Raw genomic sequence first — 22,044 nt, 5'->3', positions numbered from 1 at the left:
CGATCGCGAAGCTTGGCCGGTTCTGTATCGAGATAGATTGAAAGGACGTCTCCGATCGGGATCGATTCAATGTCCTGCGCCTTGCGCTTGGGAGTGTATTGCGGATCGGCAATGGGAGCCGAAACGCTCCTATAAGGTTGATATGAACCTCTAGTTCTTCATCGTTGGGATAAGCGATTGAAATCGCAGCAGATGCGAACGCCCTCCGAGCGCACCATAAACCCACGCTGCTGCGACGTTCCGCATAGTGTAGCGCGGACCGAGACTCATCTCGATTTAGTTGGCTCGCCGCCGATGGCATGAAATCACCCGGAGTTTGGCAGGATATCACCTTGCCGGATGCGGACCGGATTCTGATGCTCTGAACCCAGCAAGGACGACACCACCGAAGCTTTGATGCTCCGCGGCGCAAGTCGCGCAGACGCGGCACGGCGGTCCACAACGTCTGCGAGGGAGGAATCAGATGCTACAGGTGCCGCCGGGCCGCGCGCGGGCGATCCTCGCCGATGCGACGTTCAAGCAGCTTGTCTCGGGACGCGCCAGGTTGCGATGGAGCCTGTCCATCCTGACGCTGGTGATGTTCTTCGGTTTCATCGCGCTGGTTTCGGTCGCAAAGAACGCGCTTGGCGCCAACATCGCGGGGAGCGCGCTTCCGCTCGGCTTTGCGCTGGCGCTCGCCATGGTCGCAGCGCTCGTGGCGCTCACGGGACTCTACGTTCAACGGTCGAATACCCGCTTCGACGAACTCGCCCGCATCGTCAAACGGGAGCTTGGCCGATGATCGCCAGATGCCTGCTCGTCACGCTCGCCGTGGCCTTTCCGTTCGCGGCAATGGCGCAGGGCGGCGCGCCGATGGCGGGTGGACGCGGGCCCGACTGGATCGCGATTGCGATGTTCGCCCTGATTGTCGCCATCACGCTGATCATTACCTACCGTTCGGCGGGCAGCACGAAATCGAAGGCCGGCTTCTATACGGCCGGCCACGCGATCACGCCGTTGCAGAACGGACTGGCGACCGCCGGCGATTTCCTGTCGGCGGCCGCATTCCTCGGCATCTCCGCGCTGGTCTACGCCAACGGATTCGACGGCTTCCTTTATGCCCTCGGGTTCCTGACCGGGTGGCCGATCGTGCTGTTCCTGATGTCGGAGCGCATGCGCAATCTCGGAAGCTATACCTTTGCCGACGCCGCCGCGTTTCGCCTCGACCAGACCTCGGTCCGGCTCGTCGCCGCGACCGGAAGCCTCGTCGTCGTGCTGTTCTATCTGATCGCGCAGCTGATCGGTGCGGGCAAGGTGATCCAGCTGTTGTTCGGGATCGACTATGTGCTCGCCGTTCTTGGCGTGGGCATCCTGATGATCCTCTACGTGATCGTCGGCGGCATGCAGGCGACCACCTGGGTGCAGATCTCGAAGGCGGTGCTGCTGCTGTGCGGCGGAACGTTGCTCGCGCTTGCGGCGCTGTGGCACTTCGACTTCAGCCTCGGGCGGCTGCTCGAGGCCGCAAGCCGTATTCATCCCAAGGGTGCTGCGATCCTTGTGCCCGGCGGCCTGTTTGCCGAGCCGGTCTCTGCCATCTCGCTCGGGCTGGCGCTGGTGTTCGGCACGGCCGGCCTGCCACATATCCTGATGCGGTTCTTCACCGTGAGCGACGCCGCGGCGGCGCGCAAATCGGTATTCTACGCGACCGCCTGCGTGGCCTACTTCTGCTGGGTGATTCCGGTGCTGGGCTTTGCCGCCGCGGCGATCCTGATGGCCGAGCCCAGCTATTTCAACGTTGCGGCATCGGGGCAGTTCAACAAGATCGCCGACCTGATCGGAGGACCGAACATGGCTTCGATCCATCTCGCCCATGCCATGGGCGGCCCGGTTCTGCTCGGCTTCATTTCCGCGGTGGCCTTCGCGACCATTCTTGCAGTCGTTGCGGGCCTGACGCTCGCCGGCGCCTCGGCGGTCAGTCATGACATCTACGGTCAGGTGCTGAGCGGTGGCAAGGCGTCAGAGCGCCGCGAACTCCTGGTCTCGCGGGTCGCGGCGATGGCAATTGGCGTCATCGCGGTGCTGCTGGCCTATGGCTTCGAGAATCAGAATGTTGCGTTCATGGCGGGGCTTGCCTTGTCGGTTGCCGCAAGCTGCAACTTTCCGGTGCTGGCGATGGCGATGTTCTGGCGCGGCACCACCACGCGCGGCGCGGTCGCAGGCGGTCTCGCCGGGCTGATTGCGTCGGTTGTATTGGTGGTCCTGAGCAAGACCGTATGGGTCGCCGTGCTCGGCTTTCCGTCGGCGGTGTTTCCTTACGACAATCCCGCGCTGTTCTCGATGCCGCTTGCCTTCCTGTTCGTGTGGCTGTTCTCGGTCACGGATCGCAGCGCACGGGCGTCGCGTGAACGCGAGGCGTTCACGGCGCAGCTCATCCAGTCCGAGATCGGAACGGTCCTGGCCAACGAACGGGCGAGCCTTGCAGCGGCCGGTTCGTGAAATCGCAACCACGCTGCGGAGAGTGAAACAACGCATGATCATTTCGCAACAGTTGGACGAGACGCACGACCCGGCGCGGCGGAGCTTTGTCGAGACGGCCGATGACACCGACTTCCCGATTCAGAACCTGCCGCTCGGCGTCTTCACGACCGCTGCCGATTCGCAGCCGAGGATCGGCATGGCGATCGGGGATCTCGTCTTCGACCTCAAGCGAGCGCTCGGTTCGGACGAGCACCTGGGCTTGCCGATCCGCCAGGCGCTCCAGGACGGCACGCTCAATGCGTTGTTCTCGCTCGGAGCTGTGGCGATGCGGGAGTTGCGTCGCCGCGCCGCCGACCTGCTCGGTCAGGGGCACGCGGCCAACGACATCAGACGCCATGCGTCCGAACTGCTGACGCCGGTCGCGGACGCAACGCTGCATCTGCCCACGCGGGTCTCGAACTATACGGACTTCTATGCCGGCATCTATCACGCGCAGGCCGCCGGTGCGCTGCTCACGCCGGAAAATCCGCTTCCCGCCAACTACAAATGGGTTCCTATCGCCTATCACGGCCGGGCGTCATCGGTGCAAGTCGGGCGAGGGTCGGTACGACGGCCGCTCGGGCAGCGTCCGCCCGCCACGGCCGGCGAGGCACCGAGCTTCGGCCCCTGCGAACGGCTGGATTTCGAGCTCGAAATGGGATTCTACCTCGGCGCCGGCAACCGGCTCGGCAGTCCGGTGCCGATCGCCGAGGCATCGCAGCAGATCATCGGCTATTCGCTCTTGAACGACTGGTCGGCGCGCGACATCCAGCGCTGGGAGATGTTTCCGCTGGGGCCCTTCCTCAGCAAGAGCTTTGCCACGTCGGTTTCGCCATGGGTCGTCACGTCGGATGCACTGGCGCCGTTCCGCGTCCCGGCACTGGCGCGTCCCGACAACGATCCGCGTCCACTCGGCTATCTGTTCGATGCCGCCGATCAATCCGGCGGTGGGCTCGACGTCCATCTCGAGGTCCTGCTGTCGACCGCGCGGATGCGCGATGCGAACCAGCCCGCTTCGCCGGTTCTCACGTCGAACGGCAAGTACCTGTACTGGACGCCGGCGCAGATGGTTGCGCACCACAGCATCAACGGCTGCAATTTGCAGCCGGGCGATCTGATCGGCACCGGCACCATTTCCGGACCAAGCCCGGCCCAGCTCTCGAGCATGCTCGAATTCACCGCTGCGGGATCGCGGCCGGCGGTGCTGCCGAACGGAGAGCGCCGGGGCTTCCTGGAGGACGGCGACGAGGTCACCTTCCGCGGCAGATGCAGCAGGGAAGGCTATGTGACGATCGGGTTCGGATCATGCGTCGGCAGGATCGCGCCGGCTGATGCTGTCATGACCGGAAGCAAGCATGCCTGACGGAGGTTGACGTGGATTCTCTGCTTGTCTGCACCGAGTTCGCGGACTCACCGGTCGATCCGGACGAAGTCCGCTTCGGACATCTTCTGACATTGGCGGTGGCACTGTCCCTGCTCGTGGCGGCGCATCTGGCGATGTTGCTCATCGCGGTGCCCTAGGCCTGGTGGACGCGCTGAGCGGCCTTCCGAACGGCTCACGCCCGGCGAGGAGGCAGAGCGGCGATCAGCCTCTCATCGCGTTCGCGGGTGCTCGCGCTGCTCGGGATGCCGAAAATCCGACGGTGAGCGGTTGGTCCACTTCCTGAACGCCTTGCGAAAGCTGGTCGCGTCGGCGAAGCCGACGCGTTCGGCGACCTGGTCGATTGCGAGGTGCGTGTTCTCGAGCAGTTCGGTGGCCACCGAACGTCGTATCCCGTCGGCGATCGCCTGGTAGGACTGGCCGTCCTCCGCCAGCCTGCGATGAAAAGTGCGCAAGGAGAGCCCGAGCTGCGATGCGATCTCCGCAGCAGCCGGAAACCTGTTGGGGCTGTTGAGGCATGCGGCGCGAATCCGCCTGACCAGCTCGGATTCGCCGGGACGCTCCTTCATCACAACGTCGCAGACCTGTTGGCAGACCTTGGCGGTAATCGGATTTGCGTTCGGGCAGGGCAGATCGAGCGCCTTGGCATCGAAGTGCCATTCCATGCGATCGGCGCCGAATTCGATCAGACAGTTGAACATCCGTTCGTAATTGCGCCAGTGTGCCGGCGCGGCGAACGGAAAGATCATCCGCTTGCTCGGGAACGGTGCCTCGAGCACACGGCTGAACAGCGCCGTCATCGAGCTTCGCCAGAATTCGGCGGCAAAGGGCAGCAACTCTCCAAGTGGATCGAGCCCGTGGCTGCGCAGGATCGCGGTCGCGCCATGCTCGATCCGGAAGCTGATCTGCCGGACCGCCGGCCCGGCCATCGTGATGTGGTCGAGCGAAAACATCAGCGCTTCGCCGAATGTCCGGCTCGATACCATGGCATAACCGTAGATGCCGTAATCGCTGATGCGCTGCCGCGCCCCGGCGAGCAGTCCGATGTCGGATCGCTTCGCCAGCCGGACGGCGTTGCGGTAGATCGCGAGGCGTTGGCGATGCGAGATCCGCGCATGCGGATCCTCCAGTTGCGCAGCATCGAGACCGGTGCGTGCAAACAGCTCGCGGACCGAGACGCCCTGCGCCGCCAACTCAGCCGCTAGCGCGCCGAGGCCGAGCAGGCTCTGCGTCGGCGCATCGGGATCGCTCGAGATCGGCATCACGATCTTGATCGCCTTCATGGCGTTTTCTCCGCGTCCGGCTGGCACAGATTGACGGGCCCGTGAACGGCTCTCGCGGCCGTTTGGCAATTTTTGACATCATAATTGGCAGAGCTTGACGTTGTCACGTTTATTATGACGGGCGACATTCAAACCATCGGGAACGGCGGAGCCGCGCGAAGCGGCCCGCAATGAGGAAACGCCGGCCGGCCGCACCGTTGCGGCGGAAGCCTGGCTTTTGATCGAGCGAGGGATTGGCATGACTGTAACTCACGAACTGGACGGGAAGGTCGGCGTCGTCACGCTGGCGAAGCCGCCGCATAATCTGCTGGACGACAAGCTCATCAATGACGTGATCGCGGCCTACCATGCCGTGGTCGCGGCCGGCTGCCGCGCGATCCTGCTGCGTAGCGCGATGCGGCATTTCTGCGCCGGCGCGGAGATGGCGTCCTGGGGAACCGGCACCAAAGTGCACACCGATCAGGCCGGGCTCGAGAAGATCTGGCGCAGTCTCGAGGATGTGCCGGTCCCGACCGTTGCGGCCATCAACGGCGGCGCGCTCGGCGGCGGCCTCGAGCTCGCGCTGACGTGCGACATGATTATCGCGGCAAACACGGCTTTCCTCGGCCAGGTCGAGGTGGCTGTCGGATTGCTGCCTTTGCTCGGCGGCACGCAGCGGATCGCGCAGCGGGCCGGCATCGCGCGCGCCAAGGAAATCTCGATGCTCGGCCGTCGTCACACGCCCGAGGCGTTCGAGCGCTGGGGCATCATCAATCTCGTGGTTCCAGAAGCCGAGTTGTCCGGGGCGTCGATGACCATGGCCCGGCAACTCGCCGCCGGCCCGACTAAGGTCATCAAGGGCATCAAGATGCAGGCGAACTTGCAGGGGCGGGGCGGCATCGCCGCCGCAGATGCCCGGCAGGTCGAGATCAACGACATGATCTGGCAGGCCAAGGACCGTCAGCGCGGTGCCGACGCCTTCTTTGCCTCCGGCCCCGCGACGGCTGTGTTCGAGGGGGACTGACGATGTCGGCTGCGCCACTTCAACGACTGCGGGTCGTCGATTTCACCCGCGTGCTGGCTGGTCCCCACTGCACCAAGGCCCTGCGTGACCTCGGCGCCGATGTCACCAAGATCGAGCCGCCGTCCGGCGATATCGGCCGCGCCGGATTGCCCAACGTGAACGGCATCGGTCTCTATTTCGTGCAACAGAATGCGGGAAAGCGAAATCTCAGCATCGATCTGAACTACGCCGAGGCGCGCGAGATCGTCACCCGGCTATGCCGGGATGCCGATGTCATCGTCGAGAATTTTCGTCCCGGCACCCTGGCGCGGTTCGGCTTCGGCTATGAGGACGTCCGCGCCTTCAATCCCGGCATCATCTATGTGTCGCTGAGCGGCTACGGGCAGTCGACCTCGTGGCGCAATCGTCCGGCTTTTGCGCCGACGGTGCAGGCCGAAACCGGCTTGACCTCGATCGTGCAGGATCATTTCGGCCAGGCGCTGTCCGAGCCGCGCGGCGATTCCTGCAGCCATGCCGACATCTATACCGGGCTGCAAGGCGTGATCGCGGTGCTGGCGGCGCTGCAGCATCGCAATCGTACCGGCGAAGGCCAGCACGTCGACGTCTCGATGGCCGCGACGATGCTCTCGGTCAACGAGCGTGCCGGCGCGATGATGTCGGAGATCGATACCGACGGCGAGCCGATCGCGCTCTCGGCCAACGAATCCCATATCTTCGAAATGTTCGACGGCGCTCGCCTGACGATCGCCGCCAGTCCGATCTATTCGCCGATGTTCACGCGTTACTGCGCGATGATGCGCCGGAGCGATCTGCTGGCCGATCCGCGCTATGCCACAGCCAGGTTGCGCCGGGAAAACCTCGTCCCGCTGCTTGCTGAAATTCGCACCTGGCTCACGACTTTCGAGAATCTGGAGCAGTTGCAGGCGCAAGTCAGCGAAGCGGGGCTTGCGGTAGGCCGCGTACGCACTGTCAATGAGTTCGCTGACACCGACTGGGCCAAGGAATGGAATGCCGTGGTTGAGGTCGATGACCGCGCCGGCGGGGTCGTCCGCATGCCAGGCAACCCCTGGATCTTTAGTAGCTCGGAATTGCCATCCCCCGGTGCGCCGGCCTACCAGGGCGAGCACAATGAAGACATCCTCGGCCAGCTCGACATCGCGCCCGAGAAAGTCAGGGATCTGCAACAGCGCGGTATCCTGCTCAGTCGACGATAAAGCATCGGCAATCTAGTCCAGCATAATTTTGGAGTAGAACTAAATTATTCCCGGCAATGACCTTGACCGATTGATGGTGGACGGAACGTGGCCGCTCGCTAGGCTTCGTGGATTGTCAGCTCGCATGAGAGGCGGCTGTAACCGCACGATGAAAGGACTATCCAACTAAGATCTCGTTTCGCGAATTGCGCGAAACCGGCGCAAAGCACATCGCTGTTTTCTGCAAAGACTACCGCTGCTCTAACGTCACGATGGACGCGGCGAGCCGGACGAGATGCTTCTGCCAGATATCGGGCCGCGCTTCACCTGCACGGTGTGCGGCAAGCGGGGGCTCGATCATTCGTTCAACGTGTCGCCGAAAATGAGCGCCGGCAAGTATCTCGTCCATCTTCTCAGTTTGGCTGATCGCGGGCGGAGCGCGAACCGCTCACGAACGAAAAGTGCACGTATCTGGTGCGGTTTCTGGTGCGGCGGCCGCGCCGAGGGCGACGAGAAACCGGTAAGATATTGATCCCGTTGGTGGGCCCGGCAGGACTCGAACCTGCAACCAGACCGTTATGAGCGGCGGGACAATGGCCGCCGCCGTTGATTTTCCTGCACTTTCCGCGGAATTCGACCACGCTCGTTGCGCTTCGTGCGGGTTGTTCCTGGTGCGGTTCGTCCACAATTGAAAACTTGGACTTAGAGCATGTGCCATCTGTTGGTGATAACGTGAGAACGCAGGTCAGTCCCGGCGACCGGCGGCAAGTGAATTCTGCGCGCCGTCGTGCCGACCGATCGCGGCGCCCTGTTCAAGGTCAAGGTCCACCCGGTTCACAGCGCGCTATCGGTCGCGAGCCAAAGACGTTCATGGGAAAGCAAGCCAGGCAAAAAAGATCGTGAGTTTCTTCGAGCGTCTAAAGACAGAAGCATCCGCTGAGTGGCGGGCCTACACCGAGCATCCCTTCACGAACGGGTTGGCAGACGGCTCGCTCGCCGAAGCGGCGTTTCGTTACTACCTCGCTCAGGACTACCTGTTCCTCATCGAGTTTGCTCGCGCCTACGCGCTCTCGGTCTACAAATCGCCCAAGCTTGCCGACATGCGGGAAGCAGCGGCCGGCCTCTCGGCCATCCTTGATGTCGAGATGAACCTGCACGTGAAGCTCTGCGCCGGTTGGGGTTTGTCCCCGAGCGAGCTTGAACAAACCCCTCCGGCGGTCGAAGTGCTGGCCTATACACGCTACGTGCTCGATGCAGGAATGCGCGGCGATCTGCTAGCACTCAACGTAGCGCTTGCCCCCTGCGTGATTGGCTACGCGGAGATCGCAACGCGGCTCGCCTCGCGCCCCGATGCGGACGCTGCGACAAACTCCTATCGCGTTTGGATCGCCGAGTATGCCGGCGTGGCATACCAGGAGGTCGCGGCGAAAGCGCGGGCGCACCTGGAGCGTCTCGCCGATCTCTACGTCACGCCGGCCCGCGAAGCAGACCTGATTGCGATCTTCAAGGAGGCCACCCGGCTCGAAGCAGACTTCTGGGAGATGGGCTGGCGCGCGGGCCAGCGTGTCGAATAGCCGTTTCGGCAATCGTCAGGCCCACAACTTGAAGGTCATAGGTTCAAATCCTATCCCCGCAACCAACTAAGCCTGATTTGAAAAGGACGCCGCCCTTCGGGGCGGCGTTCTTGTTTTTGGGGCGCGATCTCCGTGCGACCGTTCTCCGTGCTGCCATCCCTGCAGTTGCCGACGGATTTGGTGGGATGTGTATTCTCAACGCGCCGACGGGAGATTGGCATGTACACGGAGGTCGAAAAGCACCGGGAAGCACTGACGGTGCTGTCAGCGTTACGGCGCGTGCAGCAGGCTGGGGCGGCGCGCGAGCGCGACGGCGCTGGAGGGGACTAGACGTGGTCGACGAGGCAGCAAGCCACGCCAAGGCTGCGCGCAGGCCGAGGCGCCGCAAGTTTTACCACATGAATGTTGACTATCGCGCGGGAAAGCCGGGATTCAGGCTGGCGAACGCCGACACTGTCGAGCGCTATCTCCATGGCTGGCGGTCGGATCCGTACTATGCAAAATTGCCAGAGCGGCCGCGTTTTCTGTTCGACAAGAAACTTGGCCGCCCACCGCGCGACCTCGAGGGCTACGTCGGACATTGGCTTATCTCCGACGGCATGAAAGCGGTCTTGGAAGAGATCGATCGTGATGCCTTCGGCTTTATTTCCTGCGAAGTGTTCTTGCCGGACGGCGCCCCTGGGCCGCACCGCTGGCTGTGCACTGCGGTTGCCGTGCTCGATGCGTTGGACGAACCGGCGTCGGAGCTGCGGATCGTCGAGGAGATGGAGGAGAAGATTTATCTGCTGGCGGGGCCGGTACGTTTGATCTTCCGCGAAGATGTCGTCGTGACCGCGCATGTCTTTCGTATGCGCTTCATGGAGGTGACGGTCATCTGCGACCAGACCATGAAAGATGCCTGCCGGCAGGCGGGCTTGAAGGGAATCAACTTCGCCGATGTCGGTAAGAAGTGAATGATACAATCGGTCAACCTTGTTTTAAGCTCCTACAATAGAAGAGAAATCACGATTGGAGCAAGTTAAGGTGCGACTCTTGCTGGAGCCGGCGCCGCTTGAGTTGCGACTGACTTATCTCGGTGCGAGAGCGCTTTGGCTTGTCCGGGGGGAGCGCGGTGTTTTACTTCAGATAGTCCGGCAGCGTGAACCCGTCATAAAGCCGGTCCGACAGGATCGCCGTCTCCGGCGCGACGCCGAGCGTGAATTCGTCGATCTAGGGGCCCGGCACGAAGCCGACCTTCAGTTCGGACTTTGCCGGCGCCTCAGCGCGCAAGGCTGCGCTGGAGAGGGCGGCGAGGATCAGAAGGGCAGAAACGAAGGAACGCGCGAGTTTCATGGAAGTCCTGGTGATGTTGTTGACATGGCATGCCGACCGCGGGGCAGGCGGCGCAAAGGGGGGCGGGCCGACTACGCGATCGCCTGGATCGCGCTCGAGTAGATGCTCGCCGGCCGGGCGAGCCCGTAATGGTCGCGCAGCGTGGTGCCTTCATAATCGTGACGGAACAGGCCGCGCTTGCGCAGGATCGGCACGACCTGTTCCGCGAAGACATCAAAGCCGTCGGGCAGCCAGGGCGGCATCACGTTGAAGCCATCGGCCGCGCCGTTCTCGAACCAGGTCTGGATGTTGTCGGCGATCTTCTCTGGCGGACCCGCGATCACCCAGTGACCGCGCGCACCGGCGAGGCGCTGCACCAGCTGGCGGATGGTCGGCTTCTCGCGATCGACGATGTCGACAACCAGCTTGAAGCGGCTGGCGACGCCGCGCGCGCTGTCGGTGTCGATCAGATGGCGAGGAAACGGGCCGTCGAGGTCGAAGCCGGTGAGGTCGAGCCCGATCATCTGGCGAAGCTGGATAAGCGAATATTCCGGCTGGATCAGTTCGTTGAACTCGTCCTGCAGCCGATCGGCCTCGACCTGGGAACTCGCGATGAACGGGCTGATGCCGGGCAGGATCTTGATCTGATCGGGACCGCGGTCATAGGCACGGGCCTGCTGCTTGATGTCGGCGTAAAACTCCTGGGCGCTCGCCAAGGTCTGGTGCGCGGTAAAGATCGCTTCGGCAAAGCGTGCCGCAAAGGCGCGCCCGTCGTCGGACGAGCCGGCCTGGACATAGACCGGGCGCCCTTGTGGCGTCCGTGAGATGTTGAGCGGCCCGCGCACGCGAAAGTGCTTTCCGACGTGGTTGATGGCGTGGATCCTGGCGGTGTCGGCGAAGACGCCGGACACGGGATCATTGACCAGCGCGTCGTCTTCCCAGCTGTCCCACAGCCGCGTGATGACATCGAGGTATTCGCGCGCCCGCTCGTAGCGCTCGTGATGCGGCGGATGCTCGGGCAGCCCGAAATTCTGTGCCGCTTGCGGCGTGCTTGTCGTCACGATATTCCAGCCGGCGCGGCCGCCGCTGAGATGATCAAGCGAAGCGAACAGCCGCGCCAGATTGTAGGGCTCGGTATAGGTCGTCGATGCCGTCGCGATCAGGCCGATGCGCTTGGTGGCGGATGCGATCGCGGTGAGCAGGGTGATCGGCTCGAGCCGAAACCGCGCAGCGTGGCGGACATTGTCGGCCAGCGCCGGCCCGTCGGCGAAGAACACCGCGTCGAACTTGTGCGCCTCGGCGCGCTGCGCCAGCTCCTGATAATAGGTCACGTCGAGGAGGCGGTTGGAAGTGGAAGCCTTGTGACGCCACGCAGCCTCGTGATGGCCGTCCGGATAGATGAAGAAGTTGAGGGAAAGCTGTCGTTTGCTCATGGCTGCAACTCGCGAAGGATGATCGGGTCAGTCGACGGTCGGCGCCTTGCGCGCGAACGCGAAGCGAAGGTAGCGCTCGAGCGACAGGCCCTCAGGCGTCCGCTTGTCCTCGACCAGCCGGGCGAACGCCTGGCGTACCAGCGTCCGTTCGGAGGGAGAGAACGCTTCGAGAAAATTTCCGAAGGCGCTTGCTTCCGACCAGCGCAGCAGCGAATCGGCGTCGTCATGGATGTCGACCAGTGCACGCAATTCGCTGCGGTAGTCGTTGAAGCCGTTGGCGGTGAACAGTGCGCTGAGCTCCGCGTCGGTCGATCCGAGAACCGGATTGGACTCTTGGCGACGGTCGGCAAGGCCGGCCTCGACAATGGCCTGGCGGAGCAGCACGCGGGATTGATGTGGCCGGGACGGATCCTGCACGTTCAGTCCAAGGCGGCCGCCCGGCTTCAGCACCCGGTGGATTTCCCGTAGCGCGCGATCCTTGTCAGCGATCCAGTGAAACACGCTGTTGAGATAGACCGCGTCGAATTGCGTGTCGTGAAAGCGCGATAGATCTTCGGCCCGGCCGGTGTCGAACTGGAGATTGTCGGCCTGCCGCAGCCGCGCGATCTCGATGCGGCCGGCAAGCGGATCGATGCCGCTCACCCGGCCGTCCGCCCCGACCAGGCCGGCGACGAATTCCGCCAGCCGTCCGGTCCCGGCGCCGATATCGAGCACATGCTCGCCGGATCGAATGGCGAGCGGCCCGACCAGGAACTTGCCATGGCGGAACTGGACCAGTCCGGCGTCATCATAGGAGCGGGCAAGTTCCGGCGTGTCATGATCGAGGCTGATGGCGCCGTCGGATTGCGGCATGTCGATGGGTCCATTTCTTGACGGCATCGCGCCGACACTCGGCGCGCCCTGTCTCGAACTCTACGTCGGCCCCGGTGAAATGAATTTGCGTTGTTGCGCGAGAGCCGAGCATGAACCTGATGAGGAGGTTGTCGATTGGAGACGAGTGCGCTCGCGATGATGGGAAAGCGGGTCAGTGAGGCCGCTCCGCGTGTTGATCACCCGGTTTTTGCGTGTTGCGAAGCGCGCGAGATGGCCGACCTCGTGACGATCGTCGCAAATATTCCCGCAGGCGCGCCACGGACGAAGCGAACATTGCTCGCCGTCGAAAACAAAGCTTAATTCGTTTCATTGACTGAACCTCGATCGCTTTTACGATTTGCAGCGTCAAAGCGAGGTTCTGCACCATGCCGCAATCCGATCCCGACAGCGTTGCCCGCGAGGCGCTTCGTCTGATCGGCCCCGATCCGCAAAACTGGGTGCCCGAGCAGGCGGGAATCGATCACAACGTGGTTGTGGTTGGTGGAGGACAATCCGGTTCCGCTTTTGCCTTTGCGCTTCGGCGTGCCGGGATCGGCAAGGTTTCGGTGATCGATGCCGCGGCTGACGGTGCCAAGGCGGGCGTGTGGTTGACCAGCGCACGAATGCACAAGCTACGGACGCCCAAAGCGCTTCCCGGTCCGGAACTTGGCTTGCCGGGCCTCGGCTTCCAGGCCTGGTACGAAGCGCGTCATGGCGCGGCCGCCTATGATGCGCTCGATCGCATTCCACGGCTTGATTGGGCGGCTTATCTCGACTGGTATCGCAAGGTCACCGGTGTCGCGGTGCGCTACGGCACGCGCCTGATCCGCATCGCGCCGGCAGACGGCCATTTGCGGCTGCATCTGGAGCGGAACGGCGCGGCTGTCATTGAGACCACGCGAAAGCTGGTGCTGGCCACGGGCTTTGCCGGCAGCGGCGGTGCATCTATCCCGGAAGTTTTGCAAGGCCTGCCGAAGCGGTTCTATGCGCATAGCTCCGAGACGATCGACTTCAAGAGCCTGCGCGGCCGCTCCGTCGCGGTGATCGGGAGCGCCGCGTCGGCGTTCGATGCCGCGGCCGTCGCGCTGGACGCCGGTGCGCGCGATGTTCACCTGTTCGCGCGGCGCGAGACACTGGCCTCCTTGCCGGTGATCCGGATTCGCGGTTATCCGGGTGCCTACGACAATTACGGTGCGTTGCCGGACGCGGTGCGTTGGCGCCAGGCGCTCCGCTTCCGGCAAGCCGGCTCGACGCCACCGCCGGATGCGATCTCGCGGGCAGTGTCCTTTCCTAACTTCCATCTGCATTTGGGCGCGCCATGGACCTCGGCACGATTGAAAGGCGTGCGTCCTGTCGCAGAGACACCCCACGGCGAGTTCGGCTTCGATTTTGCGATCGCCGGCACCGGTTATGCGGTCAGCCTCGGCGCGCAGACCGAACTTCGTGACTTTGCGGACCAGATTTTGCTCTGGCGCGATCGCTTTGCGCGACCTGCTGACGAGGCCGACGAGACGATCGCGGCCTATCCCTATCTTGGGTCCGGGCATGAATATCTGGAGAAAGTGCCGGGTCACGCGCCGCACCTGAAGGACATTCACGTGTTCAATCCGGCGGCCTTCGTCAGCTTCGGCCTGCCGGTCGGGGACGTGCCGAGCTTCAAGCGCGATATTCCAGCGGTCGTGGCGCGGATCAGTCGCGATCTGTTCCTGGCGGATCTCGCGTCGCATGAAGCGCGCATTAACGGAACGATTGCGGAGGATTTTGCGCCGGAGCTCTATGCATCGGCGATCTGGCGGCCGCCGCAGCACGCCGCAGCCGAATAAGGCACGCTCGAACGGAATGTCAGCAACTCCGCCGTCACTCACGCGACCGGCGCACGGCGAAGCCTTGTCCAGGAGAACGCAAGGATGAGAACAGGATCATGAGCAGCACCACGACGATCGACAACGTCATTCCGCGCGCAGATATCGTCAAGCGCGCGGCCCGGCTGGGTGCCGAGATAAGGAACGTCAAACTGTCGGGTGACCTTTCAGATGAAGTCATCCGCGCCATCAACCAGGTGCTGCTCGAGCACAAGGTGATCTTCTTCCGCGGCCAGCAGCATCTCGACGATGCCGAGCAGGAGCGCTTTGCGGTGCGGCTCGGCAAGCTCGTGCCGCATCCGACGGTCGGCGCGATCAAGGGAACGTCGTCGATCCTGGAACTGGATTCGGGCCGCGGCGGTGGCCGAGCCGACCAATGGCACACCGATGTGACATTCGTCGACGCCTATCCGAAAATCTCGGTGTTGCGCGGCGTGGTGATCCCGCCCTATGGCGGCGATACCGTGTGGTCGAACACGGCGGCCGCCTATCTCGACCTGCCGGCACCACTGCGCAAGCTCGCCGACGAGCTCTGGGCGGTGCACAGCAACGCCTATGACTATGCCGTGAAGACGCGGGCAACCGAGGCGGACCGCAAGCATTTCGACGAAGTCTTCACCGGCACGATCTACGAGACCGAGCATCCGGTGGTGCGGGTCCATCCCGAGACCGGCGAGCGCACGCTCGTACTCGGCAATTTCGTGCAGCGCTTTGTCGGCCTGCCGAAATATGACGGTCAAAAACTGTTCGACCTGTTCCAGTCGCACATCACCGCACCGGAGAACACCGTGCGCTGGAGCTGGCAGGCCGGTGACGTCGCGATCTGGGACAACCGTGCGACCCAGCATTACGCGGTCAATGACTACGGCGATCATCATCGCGTGGTCCGTCGCGCCACCATCGATGGCGATGTGCCGGTCAGTGTTGACGGCTGCCACAGTGTAACGCGCATCAAGTCGTCGAAGCCGCAGGCCGCAAAGGCCGCCTGATTCAAGATCAGTTATCGGAGCAATCAAGATGAATGCCATCATTCGAATTCTGCGGGCGCGGCGAGCCGCCGCGCGCAGGGCCGCACGGTTCCTGCTGGCCGGCGCCTTCGCACTGGGCCTCGTGGCCCCGGCCTTCGCCGAGCCGCCGCTCGAGAAGACGGAAATCCGCTATCAAGGCTGGGCGGGCCAGGTGACGTTTACCGAGCTCGCCGAGGACCTCGGTTATCTCGCGCCGTTGAAGCTGAAATGGGTCGGCAACACCATCAGCGGCCCGCAGGACATCCAGACCGTCGTCACCGGCGATATCGACATCGGCGGCGCCTTCTATGGCGCGATCCTCAAGCTGATCGCGGCCAAGGCACCGATCAAGGCCGTGGTCGGCTACTACGGCTCCGACGCCAACACCTATTACGGCTACTTCGTGAAGGACGACAGCCCGATCAAGTCTGCCCGCGATCTGATCGGCAAGAAGGTCGCCGTCAACACGCTGGGTGCGCATCTGGAGTTCGTGCTGCGCGAATATCTCGCCCGCAACGGCCTCGGCGCCGGCGAAGCCAAGCAGGTGACGCTGGTCGCGATCCCGCCGGTTTCCGGCGAGCAAGCGCTGCGGCAGGGTCAGGTCGAGGTCAGCGCGCTCAGCGGCGTGCTGCGCGACAAGGCACTGGAACGCGGCGGGATCCGCTCGTTGTTCAAGGACACCGACCTGTTCGGTCAGTTCACCGGCGGCGCCTATGTGTTGCGGGACAAGTTCATCAAGGACAATCCCGAAGCCTCGCGCAAGCTGGTCGAGGGCATTTCGCGCGCCATCCAGTGGGCGCAGACGACACCGCCGGAGGAAGTGCGAGCTCGCTTCGAGCGGATCATCGCCGAGCGCAAGCGCAACGAGGACGCATCCTCGATCAAATACTGGAAGAGCACCGGCGTCGCGTCCAAGGGCGGCGTGATCTCGGATGCCGAATTGCAGGTCTGGATCGACTGGCTGGTGAAGGATGGCCTGCTCAAGCCGGGCCAGATCAAGGCCTCCGACACCTACACCAATGCGTTCAACTATTTCCGTCCTGGCAAGACGGCGGAGGCACGATGAGCGCAGTCAAGATCCGCTTCGAGCAGGTCCGCAAGGAATTCGTCACGCGCGGCGAGGGCGGCCGTCCGGCGGGCCGGTTCACGGCGCTGGAGGACATCACCCTCGACGTTCGCGCCGGCGAATTCCTGGCCCTGGTCGGCCCGAGCGGCTGCGGCAAATCGACCTTGCTCGATCTGCTGGGCGGCCTGACGACGCCGACCAGTGGCCACATCCTGCTCGACGGGCGGCCGATCGGCGGACCCGGCCGCGACCGCGGCATCGTATTCCAGCAATATGCGCTGTTTCCCTGGCGCACCGCTGCGCAGAACGTCGAGTTCGGCCTTGATATTGCGGGGCTCAAGGCCAAGGAGCGGCGCGACGTCGCGTACCATTTCCTCGATCTCGTCGGCCTGTCCGGCTTTGCCGACCGCTATCCGCACGAGCTCTCGGGCGGCATGAAGCAGCGCGTCGCGATCGCGCGGAGCCTCGCCTACGATCCCGAGGTGCTGTTGATGGACGAGCCGTTTGCAGCCCTCGACGCCCAGACGCGCGAGACGTTGCAGGGCGAACTGCTGCGGATCTGGCGGGCCACCGGCAAGACCATCGTCTTCATCACCCACGGGATCGACGAGGCCGTCGTGCTCGGCCAGCGCGTCGCGGTGATGACGTCGCGTCCCGGCCGGATCAAGGAGGTCATCGAGATCCCCGAGGTGCTGCGCAGCGAGGCGGAGGATATCCGCGCGTTGCCGGAGTTCGGCCAGGTGCGGCACGAGATCTGGAGCCTGCTGCGCGAGGAAGTGCAGAAGGCCCAGCAATCGGCGGGCAGCGGCGCTGCACGTCGTCTCGACCGCGAAGTGAAAGAGGTTGCCCATGTCTAGCCTGGAGATGCTGACACTGCTCGAACTGGCGCATGGGCGCCGCGAGCCGCTGTCCGGCGCGGAGGGCCGGTCGCCTGTTGCCAAAGTGATCCGCTCGGTGGCGCGCGGACTGGCCGGCTTCGGACACCGCTCGTTGTTGCTGATCGCCTTGCTGGCGCTGTGGGAGGCAGCGCCCCGGTTCGGTCTGATCGACCCCGTGTTCCTTCCGCCGTTCTCGGAGGTGATCGCGGCCGGCTGGCAGCTCGCGCAAACCGGCGAGCTCTATGACGATGTCTCGGCCAGCCTGCTCCGCGCGCTGAGCGGATTTCTGATCTCGGTCGCCTTGATCGTGCCGCTGGGCCTTGCCATCGGCTGGTATTCCCGGCTCGGCAATCTGCTCAACCAGTTCATCGAGATCTGCCGCAACACCGCGCCGCTGGCGCTGCTGCCGGTGTTCATCCTGCTGCTCGGGATCGGCGAGCTCTCCAAGATCACGATGGTGATCTATAGCTGCGCCTGGCCGCTGCTGCTCAACACCATCGCGGCAGTGAAACAGGTCGATCCGCTCTTGATCAAATCGGCGCGGACCATGGGGGCGAGTCCGCAGCAACTGTTCCGCAAGGTGATTTTGCCGGCGGCGCTGCCGACCATCTTCGTCGGCATTCGTCTGGCGAGCGCTTCGGCGATGCTGGTGCTGGTCGCCTCCGAGATGGTCGGTGCCAAGGCCGGCCTCGGCTATCTCATCATCAACAGCCAGTACAGTTTCCTGATCCCGCAGATGTATTTCGGCATTCTCGGCATCACCGTGATCGGACTGGCGTTCAACGCCGTGCTCGAGGCGCTGGAGCGGCGCTTCATGCGGTGGAAGCCGGTCGCGGCCGCGTAAGTGCTGGCTCAGGCTCCGCCCGGCGTGTTCCGGACGGTCGGCTGGGTCACCACGCTGTTCGGTGGCACGTCCTTGGTCAGCCAGACGTTGCCGCCGATGGTCGATCCCCGCCCGATGGTGATGCGGCCGAGAATGGTGGCGCCGGCGTAGATCACGACGTCGTCCTCCACGATCGGATGGCGGGCGTCGCCCTTGATGACGCTGCCTTCGTTGTCGGTCGGAAAATGCCGCGCGCCAAGCGTGACGGCCTGGTAGACGCGGACATTGTTGCCGATGATGGCGGTTTCCCCGATCACGACACCGGTGCCGTGATCGATGAAGAAGCCGGAACCGATGCTGGCGCCGGGATGAATGTCGATGCCGGTCCGGGCATGGGCGATTTCCGACATCAGGCGAGCGATCAGCCGTGCGCCGAGGCGATACAGCAGGTGCGCGAGGCGATGGTGGATAACGGCCGTCATTCCGGGATAGCCGATCAGGATCTCCGGAAAGTTCCGCGCCGCCGGATCACCGACGAAGGCCGCGCGCAGATCGTTGATGAGGAGCCCGCGGACGGACGGCAGCTGGGATGCAGATGCGCGGGTCAGCTCGATCGCCTCTTCACGTTCGAAGCCCGGTTCGAGCTCATCGCCGACGAACAACGCGCCGCGGTGGATCTGGGCGCTGAGTGAATCCAGCGCGATGCTCAGCCTGTTGCCGACGAAATAGTCGATGTTCTCGCCGTCGAGATCGGACTGTCCGTAGTGCCGCGGAAACAGCGCCTCGGTAAGCCCGTCGAGGATCGCCTCCAGCGCCTCGCGCGAGGGCGCGCGCCGGGCTTCGCCGTCCTGGCGGATGCTGTGAGTCTCTTCCCGGGAGACGCGCAGCTCGGCGACGATGCGGTCGAGCTGCCAGCGGCCGGGTGGAGTTACCGTCGCGCCGACAGATGAGGGGGGAGACTGCGGAGGGGTTTCGCGTTTCATGTGGTGCTCCCGGTCCTATCGAACGTGCGCCAGGGGAATGCTGACCTCGGCGAGAAGATCGAGATCGGCCTCGTGGTCGATCTGGACATACTGTCCGTTCCAGTAGGTGAGGCCGGATAGCCGGTGCGACAGCTCCATGCTGGCGAGGCGGCCCACGATGATGGCGTGGGAATGCCGCTCGATGATTTCCTCGACCTGGCATTCGACCATTGCCAGCGAGCGTTCGAGCAACGGCACGCCCGACGAGCCACAGGTCCAGGCGATGCCCTCGAAGCGCTCGTGGCCCTTCAGGCGGCCATTGCTGAAGCGCTCCGCCAGCGCCTGCTGATCCGAGCCCAGAATATTGACGCCGAAAGCCCGATGCCGGGCGATCGGGGTGAAGGACGACGCCTGGCGGTTGATGCTGACCAGGAGCCGCGGCGGCGCGGCGCTGAGCGAGGTCAGCGAGGTCACCGTCATGCCGGTGATGTCTTCGCCTTGTCCGGCGGTGATGACGCAAACGCCGCCGGCGAGGCGGCGCATGACGAGCCGAAACTGGAGTTCGATCTCGTGATCAGCGTCGACGAGGTGGATGTCCGGCTTGCTCATCGGGCTTCTCCCTCTCTTACCGCGCCGGATCGAGCCTTCGATCAGAAGAAGCCCTTCGCCGGTAGCGGCGTGCCGCTGATCTCGTATTGCCCGATCGAGCGCGTCTTGAAGACGTTCGGATTGTGCGAGGCCAGGGTGCGCGCATTGCGCCAGTGACGGTCGAAGTTGGTCGCCTTCTTGGTGGCGGAGGCGCCGCCGACGTCGAACAGCAGGCTGCCGCTCCGGATCGCGAATTCATCCGCGACGATCTTGGCTTTCGCCGATAGCAGTGCGGCACGATGGGCAGCTTCGACGGCGTTAGCGTCGCCGGCGTCGAACGCATCGGTCGCAACATCGAGCGCTTCGGCGGCCGCCAGCACGACCGTTTCGGCGGCAAACGCGCCGCTCGCGATCTGGCCGACGGTCTGTTGCAGCAGCGGATCGTCCGCTGGAATTTCGCTCGGCGCGTAATAGAAGGTCCGCTTGCGGGACCGCACCAGAGCCGTGGCGTCACGTAGGATCGCGCGCGAAATGCCGGCGTTGATCGCGGTCAAGAACAATTGCGCGAACGTGTTGGAGTAGGGAATGCCGTAGCCGGCGTCGGGTGCGTCGAATACCACCTCCTGGCGCTTGACGCGCACATTGCGGAAATGGCTGGTGCCGGTCGCGGTCAGCCGCTGACCGAGGCCGTCCCAGTCGTCGACCAGCTCGATGCCCTCGCGATTGACGGGGATCAGGACCGCCGCATTGGCGGCGAACGCATCCGCGGTGCGGACCAGCACATAGTCCGAATAGAGCGTGCCGGTGCTGTAATATTTGGTGCCGTTGAGCAGATAGTCGTCGCCGTCGGCTGTCAGCGTCGTGTTCGGCGTGACGTTGCCGACCTTCGGCGTATCGAGCTCGGTGGCTGCAAGCCCGATGATTGCGCCATCGCCGATGGCCTTCTGCCACTGCCTGTGCTGGTCGTCCTTGGGGCGGCGCACCAGGCGTTCGACCACGCTGAAATGGTTGCGCAGGATATGGGCGACATTGGCGTCGGCCTCGCCGAGGCGGATCACGATCTCGAACAGCGCGCGGATCGTTGCACCCGCACCGCCGGCCTCAGTCGGCAGCCGAAGTGCGCCGAGGCGCGCCTTGCGGATGAGATCGATTTCCGGGAACGGCAGGACGCGCTCCCGTTCGCGGTCGCTGGCACCCTCGGCAATACGGCCCAACAGCGCGTCGATGTCGGGCGATAGGTTGTCGAGGCGATCGGACGATGCCAGCGCGGTGACGGAGACAGGCTTGTTCATTGATTTCACCCGAAACGATGTTGGTTGCTGGTCGCGATCAGAGTTGCGCGAGGTGGTCGATGACCTTGATCGGCTCGGGCAGCACCTTGCGTGCCAGCAGCCAGTCGGCGGCCTTTTGCAGCTCGGACAGGAAGTTCTCGTCATTGACCGGGAAGTAGCGATACTTGCGGTCGAGCGCGATGAACTGGTCGCGCACCTGATCGCTGTACTTGCCGGCCTTCTGGGCGATGTATTCAGCGTCCTTGCCGTTCTCGGATATCCACTTGCCCTCGGCGCGGAATGCGTCGTTGACGGCGTGAACCAGTGCGGGATTCTCGGTCGCGAACTTCCGCGTGGTCAGATAGGACGTGTAGTCGATCTGGAAATCCAGATCGCGGCCTTCGAGAAAGATGTCGTGCGCCTTGTAGTCGAGCCGCGCGATGTCGACGCCGGGGCTCCACATCGACCAGGCGTCGACCTTGCCGGACGCCAGCGCCGGCGCGGCATCCGGCGGATTGAGGTAGACGAACTTCACCGCGGAGCGGTCGACCTTGTGCTTCTCGAGTGCAGCGACGAGCAGGAACTCGCCGAGACCGGAGCGGTTCACGGCAACCGATTTGCCGACGAGGTCTTCGATCTTGTTGATGCCGGAATCGTCCCTGGCGATGATCGCGGTGGTGCGGGGTTCGTAGACCACGAACTGGGTGAAGACGAGCGGCGAGCCGGCGATGATCGCGGCGAGCGCCGGCGTCGTGCTGCCGCCGAAGCTGAAATCGGCGCTGCCGCCGGTCACCGCCTGCAGTGTCGGGGCGTGATTGGGGAACGGGCCCAGCCATTCGACCTTGATGCCATCCCTGGCCAGCAGCTTCTCGAATTCGCCCCGCTCCTTGGCGATCAGGTTGAGGCCGCTAAGACCCCAGGTGAGACGGACAGTGTCGGTGACGCGGCCGCCGGCCGAATATGCGGCCTCCGGGAAATTGAAACCGGCGAGGGCACCAATGCCGAACGCGGCCCCGCCGAGGAAGCCGCGACGGGAAGGTTTTGCGAATGAACGAGACATG

23 protein-coding genes and 1 tRNA gene are annotated in these 22,044 nt (G+C 63.9%); 16 read left to right on the top strand and 8 right to left on the bottom strand.

The features are described from left to right. The first annotated feature begins 463 nt into the window (after positions 1-463). Genes QMZ05_RS01090 through QMZ05_RS01075 form a run of 4 tightly spaced genes read left to right on the top strand, consistent with a single transcriptional unit; the run spans position 464 to position 4,017 of the window. Positions 464-781, top strand: coding sequence for a DUF485 domain-containing protein (locus tag QMZ05_RS01090; RefSeq protein WP_353699078.1), 318 nt, complete (start codon positions 464-466; stop codon positions 779-781). Then, positions 778-2,475 carry a cation/acetate symporter ActP gene (actP, locus tag QMZ05_RS01085; protein ID WP_353699077.1) on the top strand — a complete coding sequence of 566 codons (1,698 nt, stop codon included), beginning with the start codon at positions 778-780 and terminating at the stop codon, positions 2,473-2,475. Before QMZ05_RS01090 ends, actP begins: the two co-directional genes overlap by 4 nt. A 34-nt stretch (positions 2,476-2,509) precedes the next feature. After that, positions 2,510-3,859, top strand: a complete 1,350-nt coding sequence (fahA, locus tag QMZ05_RS01080; protein ID WP_353699076.1) for a fumarylacetoacetase — start codon at positions 2,510-2,512, stop codon at positions 3,857-3,859. 11 nt (positions 3,860-3,870) lie between these two features. After that, positions 3,871-4,017 carry a hypothetical protein gene (locus tag QMZ05_RS01075; RefSeq protein ID WP_353699075.1) on the top strand — a complete coding sequence of 49 codons (147 nt, stop codon included), beginning with the start codon at positions 3,871-3,873 and terminating at the stop codon, positions 4,015-4,017. A 72-nt stretch (positions 4,018-4,089) separates the two neighbouring features. Here the strand turns inward: QMZ05_RS01075 and QMZ05_RS01070 are convergent, their stop codons facing one another. After that, entirely contained in the window at positions 4,090-5,160 is a 1,071-nt protein-coding gene (locus QMZ05_RS01070; protein ID WP_353699074.1) for an AraC family transcriptional regulator, read from the bottom strand. Between the two features lie 238 nt (positions 5,161-5,398). On the opposite strand from QMZ05_RS01070, the gene QMZ05_RS01065 reads away from it, so the two are divergent. The 6 genes from QMZ05_RS01065 (at position 5,399) to QMZ05_RS01040 (ending at position 9,883) form a co-directional block, all read left to right on the top strand. Then, positions 5,399-6,163, top strand: a complete 765-nt coding sequence (locus tag QMZ05_RS01065) for an enoyl-CoA hydratase/isomerase family protein (RefSeq protein ID WP_353699073.1) — start codon at positions 5,399-5,401, stop codon at positions 6,161-6,163. Between the two features lie 2 nt (positions 6,164-6,165). Then, positions 6,166-7,377, top strand: coding sequence for a CoA transferase (locus QMZ05_RS01060; protein WP_353699072.1), 1,212 nt, complete (start codon positions 6,166-6,168; stop codon positions 7,375-7,377). Positions 7,378-7,651: 274 nt separating this feature from the next. Further along, the gene (locus tag QMZ05_RS01055) at positions 7,652-7,888 is read left to right on the top strand and encodes a hypothetical protein (protein ID WP_353699071.1); all 237 of its coding nucleotides are present in this window, start codon (positions 7,652-7,654) and stop codon (positions 7,886-7,888) included. A gap of 367 nt (positions 7,889-8,255) precedes the next feature. After that, positions 8,256-8,930, top strand: a complete 675-nt coding sequence (gene tenA, locus QMZ05_RS01050; protein WP_353699070.1) for a thiaminase II — start codon at positions 8,256-8,258, stop codon at positions 8,928-8,930. Then, a tRNA-OTHER gene (locus tag QMZ05_RS01045) sits at positions 8,909-8,995 on the top strand. Before tenA ends, QMZ05_RS01045 begins: the two co-directional genes overlap by 22 nt. A 267-nt stretch (positions 8,996-9,262) precedes the next feature. Beyond that, positions 9,263-9,883 (top strand): DUF1629 domain-containing protein, encoded by a 621-nt coding sequence (locus QMZ05_RS01040; protein WP_353699069.1) that lies wholly within the window; start codon positions 9,263-9,265, stop codon positions 9,881-9,883. 256 nt (positions 9,884-10,139) lie between these two features. Here the strand turns inward: QMZ05_RS01040 and QMZ05_RS01035 are convergent, their stop codons facing one another. The 3 genes from QMZ05_RS01035 to QMZ05_RS01025 form a co-directional block, all read right to left on the bottom strand. Next, the gene (locus QMZ05_RS01035; RefSeq protein WP_353699068.1) at positions 10,140-10,262 is read right to left on the bottom strand and encodes a hypothetical protein; all 123 of its coding nucleotides are present in this window, start codon (positions 10,260-10,262) and stop codon (positions 10,140-10,142) included. A gap of 71 nt (positions 10,263-10,333) precedes the next feature. Beyond that, entirely contained in the window at positions 10,334-11,674 is a 1,341-nt protein-coding gene (locus QMZ05_RS01030; protein ID WP_353699067.1) for an LLM class flavin-dependent oxidoreductase, read from the bottom strand. Between the two features lie 27 nt (positions 11,675-11,701). Beyond that, positions 11,702-12,526, bottom strand: a complete 825-nt coding sequence (locus QMZ05_RS01025) for a methyltransferase domain-containing protein (RefSeq protein ID WP_353699066.1) — start codon at positions 12,524-12,526, stop codon at positions 11,702-11,704. Between the two features lie 135 nt (positions 12,527-12,661). Between QMZ05_RS01025 and QMZ05_RS01020 the strand changes: the two genes are divergently transcribed. The 6 genes from QMZ05_RS01020 (at position 12,662) to QMZ05_RS00995 (ending at position 18,183) form a co-directional block, all read left to right on the top strand. After that, positions 12,662-12,847, top strand: a complete 186-nt coding sequence (locus tag QMZ05_RS01020) for a hypothetical protein (RefSeq protein WP_353699065.1) — start codon at positions 12,662-12,664, stop codon at positions 12,845-12,847. A 65-nt stretch (positions 12,848-12,912) separates the two neighbouring features. Next, positions 12,913-14,349, top strand: a complete 1,437-nt coding sequence (locus QMZ05_RS01015; protein ID WP_353699064.1) for an FAD-dependent oxidoreductase — start codon at positions 12,913-12,915, stop codon at positions 14,347-14,349. 98 nt (positions 14,350-14,447) lie between these two features. Continuing rightward, complete coding sequence (locus QMZ05_RS01010) at positions 14,448-15,377, top strand: TauD/TfdA family dioxygenase (protein ID WP_353699063.1); 930 nt, start codon at positions 14,448-14,450, stop codon at positions 15,375-15,377. A gap of 28 nt (positions 15,378-15,405) precedes the next feature. Beyond that, positions 15,406-16,461, top strand: coding sequence for an ABC transporter substrate-binding protein (locus tag QMZ05_RS01005; protein WP_353699062.1), 1,056 nt, complete (start codon positions 15,406-15,408; stop codon positions 16,459-16,461). Next, on the top strand, positions 16,458-17,318 hold the full coding sequence (locus QMZ05_RS01000) for an ABC transporter ATP-binding protein (protein WP_353699061.1): 861 nt from the start codon (positions 16,458-16,460) through the stop codon (positions 17,316-17,318). The genes QMZ05_RS01005 and QMZ05_RS01000 overlap by 4 nt, the downstream gene beginning before the upstream one ends. Further along, positions 17,311-18,183: an ABC transporter permease gene (locus QMZ05_RS00995; protein ID WP_353699060.1), complete on the top strand. Its 873-nt coding sequence runs from the start codon at positions 17,311-17,313 to the stop codon at positions 18,181-18,183. The genes QMZ05_RS01000 and QMZ05_RS00995 overlap by 8 nt, the downstream gene beginning before the upstream one ends. A gap of 8 nt (positions 18,184-18,191) precedes the next feature. Here the strand turns inward: QMZ05_RS00995 and epsC are convergent, their stop codons facing one another. Genes epsC through QMZ05_RS00975 form a run of 4 tightly spaced genes read right to left on the bottom strand, consistent with a single transcriptional unit; the run spans position 18,192 to position 22,043 of the window. After that, positions 18,192-19,145, bottom strand: a complete 954-nt coding sequence (epsC, locus tag QMZ05_RS00990) for a serine O-acetyltransferase EpsC (protein ID WP_353699059.1) — start codon at positions 19,143-19,145, stop codon at positions 18,192-18,194. A 15-nt stretch (positions 19,146-19,160) separates the two neighbouring features. Continuing rightward, positions 19,161-19,733 (bottom strand): flavin reductase family protein, encoded by a 573-nt coding sequence (locus tag QMZ05_RS00985; RefSeq protein WP_353699058.1) that lies wholly within the window; start codon positions 19,731-19,733, stop codon positions 19,161-19,163. Positions 19,734-19,774: 41 nt separating this feature from the next. Next, positions 19,775-21,004, bottom strand: coding sequence for an acyl-CoA dehydrogenase family protein (locus QMZ05_RS00980; RefSeq protein ID WP_353699057.1), 1,230 nt, complete (start codon positions 21,002-21,004; stop codon positions 19,775-19,777). Positions 21,005-21,041: 37 nt separating this feature from the next. Beyond that, a complete protein-coding gene (locus tag QMZ05_RS00975) occupies positions 21,042-22,043 on the bottom strand; it encodes an NrtA/SsuA/CpmA family ABC transporter substrate-binding protein (RefSeq protein ID WP_353699056.1) in 1,002 nt (333 codons plus the stop codon). Position 22,044 lies beyond the last annotated feature (1 nt).

It is taken from the genome of Bradyrhizobium sp. INPA03-11B, assembly GCF_040446015.1.
Classification (GTDB): Bacteria; Pseudomonadota; Alphaproteobacteria; order Rhizobiales; family Xanthobacteraceae; genus Bradyrhizobium; species Bradyrhizobium macuxiense_A.
This window is presented reverse-complemented; position numbering and strand designations above follow the sequence as displayed.